The 2,413-nt window shown below is 52.7% G+C and carries 1 protein-coding gene and 2 pseudogenes; 2 read left to right on the forward strand and 1 reads right to left on the reverse strand.

The features are described 5' to 3' along the window. Both IR141_RS12330 and mnmE read left to right on the forward strand, forming a co-directional pair. Window positions 1–232, forward strand: a pseudogene (locus IR141_RS12330) (phage virion morphogenesis protein); the annotation flags it as partial. A 583-nt stretch (window positions 233–815) separates the two neighbouring features. Continuing rightward, window positions 816–2,183, forward strand: a complete 1,368-nt coding sequence (gene mnmE / locus IR141_RS12335; protein WP_135037718.1) for a tRNA uridine-5-carboxymethylaminomethyl(34) synthesis GTPase MnmE — start codon at window positions 816–818, stop codon at window positions 2,181–2,183. An 88-nt stretch (window positions 2,184–2,271) separates the two neighbouring features. On the opposite strand, the pseudogene IR141_RS12340 reads toward mnmE, so the two are convergent. Then, window positions 2,272–2,413, reverse strand: a pseudogene (locus IR141_RS12340) (IS1595 family transposase); the annotation flags it as partial.

Genomic DNA, 2,413 nt, shown 5'->3' on the forward strand with positions numbered 1-2,413 from the left:
CGTGATGCGTGCCATCGCTACCGAAATGGTCTCACTCACGGAAGACAACTTCGAAAGTGAGGGCTGGGGTGGGCAAAAATGGAAGAGAAGCCGGCGCGTTGCCGACAACGGCGGCAAAACCCTGCAATTATCCGGCCGGATCGCCGCAAGCATCAGCACCCAAATCGGCAACGAGTTTGCCCGTATCGGCAGTAATAAAAAATATGCCGCCATCCACTACTTCGGCGGTAAAATCGAAGCCGAAAAGAAACCATATTGAGTTTTTCCGCTGCAGGTGGAGGATTCCGTAAAGTAAAATCTGTAAACATTCCGGCACACCCCTGCTTACCCATCAATGGAGCGGGCCAACTTCCAACCCAGCGCCGAAAAGAAACTCATCGACACCGCCATCGAATCCCTCAAAAGCTCCCTCAAAAGCGGCCTTTAAAAATAAAATGGGCAATCTGCCCGTTTGTTTTGTTTCACACCGTGAAACAACATTTCAAATCCGCCATCCCACAGCATCCACCACCATCTGGCTGAATCCCATTTAGCTCATTTGCTATTGATATAAAAATGCGCTATTTCTCCGAGATGGGCTTTGTTGTAGTGCAGTGTTTGGCTTGTTTTTTTTGAGTGTTTCCCGATGATCTTTTTGATTTTGACTAGCCGTTTTATGCCGTATTTGCCCCGTTTGAAATAGTTGTCGTGGCGGAGTAGAACAGGTGCTTTTGTAGGGCATGGCTTAGTTCTTGCCGAAAGAATACACAAACAGTGTTGATACTCCGATACACTGCTTTTGCTATAATCACTACATTTGTTTAACGGGGTATTTTATGTCTGCCACTGGTGCTGCCATTGCCGCTATCGCTACCGCGCCGGGGCGCGGAGGGGTGGGTGTGATCCGATTGTCGGGCAGCAATCTGCTGCCGTTGGCGCGGTGCATCAGCGGTGGTAAGACGCCTGTGCCGCGTACTGTGCTTTATACTGATTTTGTTGATGAAAACGGCCAAGCTATTGATAGCGGCCTGATGCTGTATTTTGCCGCGCCGGCAAGTTTCACCGGTGAAGACGTGCTCGAGTTGCAGGGGCATGGCGGGCCGGTGGTGATGCAGGTGCTGTTGTCGCGCTGTTTGCAGTTGGGTGCGCGCCTGGCCGAGCCGGGTGAATTTACCAAACGTGCGTTTCTCAATAACAAACTTGATTTGGCCCAGGCCGAGAGTGTGGCCGATTTGATCGATGCTTCCAGCCGGTCGGCCGCACGTATGGCGGTGCGTTCGCTCAAGGGGGCGTTTTCGCAACATATTCGTGCGCTGACCGATGATTTGATTACGCTCAGAATGCTGGTAGAAGCTACGCTGGATTTTCCCGAAGAAGAGGTTGATTTTCTTGAGGCTGCAGATGTGCGCGGCAGGCTGGCGCAACTGCAGGGCCGTCTGAAAACTGTTTTGCAGAGTGCCGAGCAGGGTGCGATTCTGCGCGAAGGCATGAGTGTGGTGCTGGTGGGTGCGCCCAATGTGGGCAAGTCAAGCCTGCTCAATGCGCTGGCGGGAGATGAGGTGGCGATTGTTACTGATATTGCCGGCACTACCCGCGATGCGGTGCGCGAGCAGATTACGCTCGATGGTGTGCCCGTGCATATCACCGACACCGCCGGTTTGCGCGACACTGATGATGTGGTGGAGCAAATCGGCATCGAGCGTAGTCGGAAGGCTGTGGGCGAAGCCGATGTGGCGCTGATTCTGATCGATCCTGCCGAGGGCATCAACGCCAAAACCCAAGCGATTTTGAACGGCCTGCCGCCGTTGCTGAAAAAAATCGAAATCCGCAACAAAATCGATTTGTCCGGCGAAGCTGCCGAAACGGTTTCAGACGGCCTGAAATTTGCCGGCGGTGCTGATACTTTAATCAAACTTTCGGCCAAAACCGGCGAGGGTCTGAATCTGCTCAAGCAGGCGTTGCTTGATAAAATCGGCTGGCAGGGCGGAGATGAAGGGCTGTTTCTCGCCCGCCGCCGCCATTTGGCCGCACTGCACGAAGTGGAAGCCGAGTTGGAAAACGCGGCGTTGTGCGGCAGCGGCCAAATCGAGTTGTTGGCCGAACATTTGCGCTTGGCGCAGGCGGCGTGCGGTGAAATCACCGGTGAGTTTACTGCCGATGATTTGTTGGGGGTGATTTTTTCGAGATTCTGTATCGGGAAGTAGGCGGCAGTTTGCGGAATATTTTGTGTGATGGGGAAAATCTGCTTGGCTCTAGGCTAGCAGCTTTATATAAATTTACTTTAAAAGCCCCCCAAAGTTCGTGACTCAGTTCATCAGAGTTTCGGTTCCATCGCCATCCGCATTCCCTCAGGTGCAAATCAAAGTTTTTGGTTACGCCATTGAATTTGGCGGGCCTTCGTTTGGTAAAACTCCGGAAGCTTTCAATACCATTG

Origin of the sequence: Neisseria sp. 19428wB4_WF04 (assembly GCF_015235335.1) — a bacterium.
GTDB classification, from domain to species: Bacteria; Pseudomonadota; Gammaproteobacteria; order Burkholderiales; family Neisseriaceae; genus Neisseria; species Neisseria musculi.

Bases quoted from the DNA above. Each gene is read 5' to 3' on its own strand.
- mnmE (WP_135037718.1), top strand. From the start codon at position 816: ATGTCTGCCACTGGTGCTGCCATTGCCGCTATCGCTACCGCGCCGGGG.